Raw genomic sequence first — 4,455 nt, forward strand, 5'->3', positions numbered from 1 at the left:
CTTTTGGGAATATATCCAAAGGATAATTTCTAGTGAAAACACTTTAAAGTATAGTGATTTAATTGACTTATCATTTCAGTATATAAATTTGCGATCGCTGCCGTCTAACTTGCATCGCATTGCTCCCAGTCCGCTTTACCCAATCTATGAGGTGCCGCAGCTACGCCCAGAGCAGGTCTTACCCTGAGCCTGCGCCGAAGGGCATCGCTATAATAAAACCAGTATCACGCTCGGAAAACTCACAATGTCCATTACACTTGATCTACCACCGAAAGTTGAGGCACTGCTGCGACAGCGTGCTGAAAGTACTGGACAAGATATTTCGCAAATGGCGCTAGCGGTGCTGACTTTAGGACTGAGTTTGGACGATCAAGATTTTTTTGAGGCTTTAAAGGGAATCCAACGTGGGCTTGATGATTTTGAGCAAGGACAATTTTCGAGTTTAGAGGACTTCATTGCTGAACAAAATCAGAAATATGGATTGTCTCTTGAAGCATGACGTACCGCATTGATTTCTCCAGCATTGCGAAAGCCGAAGCGGATGCCGCATTCTTAAGTTTTTCTCAGTTTACCACAGATGAACGTGCCCAACTCTGGTATCAAGGGTTGATTAAAGCAATCGTCTCTTTGCAAGAAATGCCTCGGCGCTGTCCAATCGCTCGAGAGGATGCCTTCTTTAGTCAAGAAATTCGCGACTCTTCTTTACGGGCAAGGAAAGCAAACCTATCGTATTCTATTTACGGTTCTTGAAGATCAGCCTGTTCCCACGGTGAGAATTCTCCATATTCGTCATGGCGCACAGAAGACAATTGGTGAGCCGGAAGTAGAGGATTGATCATATTGACATTCCATCCACAATATCTTTATCAAGATATGGAGTTAGCGATCGCCTGATAGTGACGGGCTACGCCTACACTCATGAGCGCAAACCACGTTGTAGAGCGATCGCCTTTCGCAGAAAAACAACATTTGTAACAAATAAAGAAGTAATGATACCAATAAAAATAAAACAGAGCGATGGCAACTCTTAGAGACGCTACGCGTAGCTTGCTTCCCTGTAAGGGTACGCCAAAGCCTTTGGCTAACGCTAATTGTTGCTCTAATAGACTGAATAATATCCAAAGTGACAATACAATACTGCTTCAGATTTAGTGCAGTAATTTTACAGTTCTTATTAGATGTACTTTATTTACCTGATATTAGCCGTACTATCGCTGAGTGCATAGCAATCAACCGCCGAACAATCTGATCGATCTCTAAATATAATATGCTGTAATCAATGACTGCCTGACGAATAGGTGTATGTCCTTGATTGACAGCTAATTCTTGTATCTTGGCTGTACGTATAATTAATTTGCAGCTTACCGCTGCATGGGAGAGATGTTATATTCTCTCCACCATGCCAGTAATTAATCTTGCCGATATTCAACAAATTACTAAAACACAGCAACAACTCCTATTACCCAGTCAAAAATATCATCCAAATCGCTCTGCCTTGGACTCTATAGTTGCAGATAACTTCTCTTTGGTGATGAGACAACTATTTTTAGGACTTCCTATAGAACCTTTATTAAATGCCTATCCTCAAATTGCTCAGTGGGTTGATCAAATACAGGAACTTGCACCGGAAATTTTTAAATCTCGGAAAAAGTTATTAGTCGATAATCCAGTTATTGCACCTCTTGCAATTAATGACGACAAGCACTTTATTCAAGTTAATGGTATCAAATATGAAAATACTAAATCAGAAAATATGTTGCAAGGAAGCTTATTTTGATGGAAATTAAAATTCCTGAGTGGCAACAACTATTTCAAAAATGACTGAGCCTGATCGCATCCTCTATTTAGCTGTTCCTATTGATATTTTTAATACTTTTTTTCAGGAGCGTTTTACTCAAGCGGCAATATCACATTATGCCTTAAAAATAATAGCATATAAACCGAATACAGAGGAGATAATCGAATGGAAAAACTAGCCAAATATCGCCAAATTGTGCGCGAATTATTAATCGCCCATGCCACCCCAAACCCCCCAAACGAACCAAATATTGAATGTCAACTCATTTTTGATACAGAACACGATCATTATCAAATTCTAGATATTGGTTGGCAAGAGTTTAATCGTATTTATGCCTGTTACATTCATTTAGACATTAAAGATAATAAAATTTGGATTCAGCACAACATGACAGAAGCCGATATTGCTCAAGAGTTAGTGGAAAGAGGAGTTCCAGCTTCAGATATTGTTTTAGGCTTGCATCCCCCATACAAACGTCCTTATACCAAATACGGTGTTGCTTAAAATTAATAAAAATAAACCCACCATCCTATGGCATCCAAAAGCAATCTGTTAGCAGACATATCACTCAAAGGACTAGAAATTGCTCCTTCTCAAATACGGGGAGCAGTGCGGATTGTGCCATTATTGCGTCATCAGGTACGTAACGATTTGCGTTTACTGCGTCGTAACTACGATGAAGATTTAGCAGTTGTTTCCTTAGCAGGAGAAATGACAGCACCAGGAATGAAATATTTTTCCTATGTTCCTCACGGACTAGTGTTGTCTTGGACTAATGACGGCAGTCCTGTGGGGGCTTTTGGGGGACAGCTTTTTCAAAGAGATGGTAAACAGCTAAACTATGGTTGTGCCAGTGTCCGGTTAATGCACCGGATGGTGAAGCGGGAATCTAGTAACCAACTGAGATTTTTGCCACTCCACTTGGCAATGGAAGGCTTTTTATCAATGTTTTTCTCTGGCCCTGATATTGCCTGGAGTGAATATTCTAAGTATGCCCTTTCTCATGGACTGGGTAGCCGAATGGAAAGTTCTTTTAGTGGACGTTACATTGCTGGGCTTGAAGATGCTTTGCGAGTATTTGAAATTCACTCTCGACAGGTTGGGGTATTAGTATTTGTTGCCGAAGCATTAGCATCAGCTTTTGTAGTACCGACACCAGAGGACTATCGACTTTTGCACAATAGCTTGTTAGAAGATTTCTATGGTGAGCTATTGTACCAATACGCTTTACTGCACGATACGACTTTTCCCATGAGTTTATCTTTAGATGAGTCAAAAATTAATGATTTAACAGCCTTGAGAGCAGCAGTACAAAATATGCGTTCAGATTGGGCATCGTTTCAGGGTTTTATGGCTGAGGGACTGTTACGACGCAAGTTAATTTCCCAAAAAGTCTATACTGCTGGTTCGTTCATGTTACAACGATTTATTACTGACCTCAACCCAAACGAAGAAAATCATATTGGGGAAGCGATTATTCGAGAGAATGGTGAATTGGAGTATTTGAAGACTTATCGCTTATCAGGAATGCAGACTCGCCGAGTTTATTTGCTGAGTCAGTTAGCGGAGCATAATTGGAATTTGGATGCTACTGCTAATAAATTGGGCAATACACGAGAGGAATTTGTGCTGCGTTTAGAAAAAGTTGGTTTTGGTTATTTGCTTAATGCAGAAGTAAGACAAGCAGCATTGAAAAAAGTCAAGGGGAAAAGGTGATATCGTCTTGCTAAGATTCAGCATTAATTTGTAAAATTTTGATTTCAATACATTTGCCAATTTCTAAAATAGTAAGCTATCGCGCGTATAACTTGCACTTTTTAGGTCTGCAACCATTGGTAACTCTCTCTGTAATGCTCTGGAAAATTACAGCCGCAACACCTTATAACACTTAGTTAAACGGGGTGAACACAACCTAAAAAAGCGAAGAAAGGCTGCCAAAATCTTCCAGCAAACACTGAATATTCTACGCAGTGAGCAACAAGATATCCAACAATATTTCGCTTATTAAAAGCTACCAGCCTCTTATCCTTCCAATCCGGGTGTTTGATAAACTCGTGTTGGGAAATTTTCCAAAACATCAGTTTCACTGTTATTAGACTCATGTGCAGGTGCTACATCTTCCTCTGGTAATGGCAACATCCGCGCTGCTGACTCAATCCGTTCATGTAATGCTTGTGTTAACGTTTTAATATCAGGAATTATCGCCTGACTTTCTAAAGCAGGTTTAACTTGTGTATCCCAAAGAGCCTCACTATCATGCGCCCGTTTTTCATCGGCTTTGGACACGGGAATAATTAAAGGATAAGGAATAGAAGCTTGTCCCTCGGAACTATAACCAGGACTGGTAATTACGCACTTGCCTTGAGGAAATTTCAAAATTTCGTCAGCACTGATTACGGGCATTTTTTGCAAATTCTCACTCCAGCTAATTGAACGGCTCATTTGTCCGCCAAGCGATCGCCCTGTGGTACGATTTTTAATCAGCACTTCCTTCTCACCGTAACGCTTTGAGTAATCCTCAGCCGTTTTGTATTGGACTTTGGACAAAAAAGAAGTGTTCGCGTTTGATTTACGCGAACTTACAATCTACGCATCATAAATTACCCCAGTTATTTTTCAAACTGAGTCCAACTGAGTTAAACGCCTAAAGCCTAAGA

Annotated in this window: 9 protein-coding genes; 7 read left to right on the top strand and 2 right to left on the bottom strand. The window is 40.2% G+C overall.

The window, feature by feature from the left end; all coding sequences use genetic code 11:
• The 3 genes from LC605_RS31145 to LC605_RS31155 form a co-directional block, all read left to right on the top strand.
• Positions 1-187 (top strand): hypothetical protein (locus LC605_RS31145; RefSeq protein ID WP_229551267.1); only part of this gene is annotated, 187 nt, incomplete at its 5' end.
• A gap of 57 nt (positions 188-244) precedes the next feature.
• Positions 245-499, top strand: coding sequence for a hypothetical protein (locus LC605_RS31150; RefSeq protein ID WP_094333544.1), 255 nt, complete (start codon positions 245-247; stop codon positions 497-499).
• A complete protein-coding gene (locus LC605_RS31155; protein ID WP_229551268.1) occupies positions 496-750 on the top strand; it encodes a hypothetical protein in 255 nt (84 codons plus the stop codon). The genes LC605_RS31150 and LC605_RS31155 overlap by 4 nt, the downstream gene beginning before the upstream one ends.
• 116 nt (positions 751-866) lie before the next feature.
• Here the strand turns inward: LC605_RS31155 and LC605_RS31160 are convergent, their stop codons facing one another.
• Positions 867-1,130: a hypothetical protein gene (locus LC605_RS31160; protein ID WP_229551269.1), complete on the bottom strand. Its 264-nt coding sequence runs from the start codon at positions 1,128-1,130 to the stop codon at positions 867-869.
• 182 nt (positions 1,131-1,312) lie between these two features.
• Between LC605_RS31160 and LC605_RS31165 the strand changes: the two genes are divergently transcribed.
• The 4 genes from LC605_RS31165 to LC605_RS31180 are packed head-to-tail and all read left to right on the top strand — an operon-like array spanning position 1,313 to position 3,514.
• Positions 1,313-1,777 (top strand): hypothetical protein, encoded by a 465-nt coding sequence (locus LC605_RS31165; RefSeq protein ID WP_229551270.1) that lies wholly within the window; start codon positions 1,313-1,315, stop codon positions 1,775-1,777.
• Positions 1,778-1,796: 19 nt separating this feature from the next.
• Positions 1,797-1,976: an element excision factor XisH family protein gene (locus LC605_RS31170; RefSeq protein WP_229551271.1), complete on the top strand. Its 180-nt coding sequence runs from the start codon at positions 1,797-1,799 to the stop codon at positions 1,974-1,976.
• Positions 1,964-2,302 (top strand): XisI protein, encoded by a 339-nt coding sequence (locus tag LC605_RS31175; RefSeq protein ID WP_094333515.1) that lies wholly within the window; start codon positions 1,964-1,966, stop codon positions 2,300-2,302. The genes LC605_RS31170 and LC605_RS31175 overlap by 13 nt, the downstream gene beginning before the upstream one ends.
• Positions 2,303-2,329: 27 nt before the next feature.
• On the top strand, positions 2,330-3,514 hold the full coding sequence (locus LC605_RS31180; protein WP_229551272.1) for a hypothetical protein: 1,185 nt from the start codon (positions 2,330-2,332) through the stop codon (positions 3,512-3,514).
• A gap of 306 nt (positions 3,515-3,820) precedes the next feature.
• Here the strand turns inward: LC605_RS31180 and LC605_RS31185 are convergent, their stop codons facing one another.
• Positions 3,821-4,384, bottom strand: a complete 564-nt coding sequence (locus tag LC605_RS31185) for a TraM recognition domain-containing protein (protein ID WP_309143288.1) — start codon at positions 4,382-4,384, stop codon at positions 3,821-3,823.
• Positions 4,385-4,455: the final 71 nt, after the last annotated feature.

The sequence above is a fragment of the Nostoc sp. CHAB 5836 genome (genome assembly GCF_020829445.1).
Lineage (GTDB): Bacteria > Cyanobacteriota > Cyanobacteriia > Cyanobacteriales > Nostocaceae > Nostoc.

Bases quoted from the DNA above. Each gene is read 5' to 3' on its own strand.
- LC605_RS31150 (WP_094333544.1), top strand. From the start codon at position 245: ATGTCCATTACACTTGATCTACCACCGAAAGTTGAGGCACTGCTGCGA.
- LC605_RS31155 (WP_229551268.1), top strand. From the start codon at position 496: ATGACGTACCGCATTGATTTCTCCAGCATTGCGAAAGCCGAAGCGGAT.
- LC605_RS31175 (WP_094333515.1), top strand. From the start codon at position 1,964: ATGGAAAAACTAGCCAAATATCGCCAAATTGTGCGCGAATTATTAATC.
- LC605_RS31180 (WP_229551272.1), top strand. From the start codon at position 2,330: ATGGCATCCAAAAGCAATCTGTTAGCAGACATATCACTCAAAGGACTA.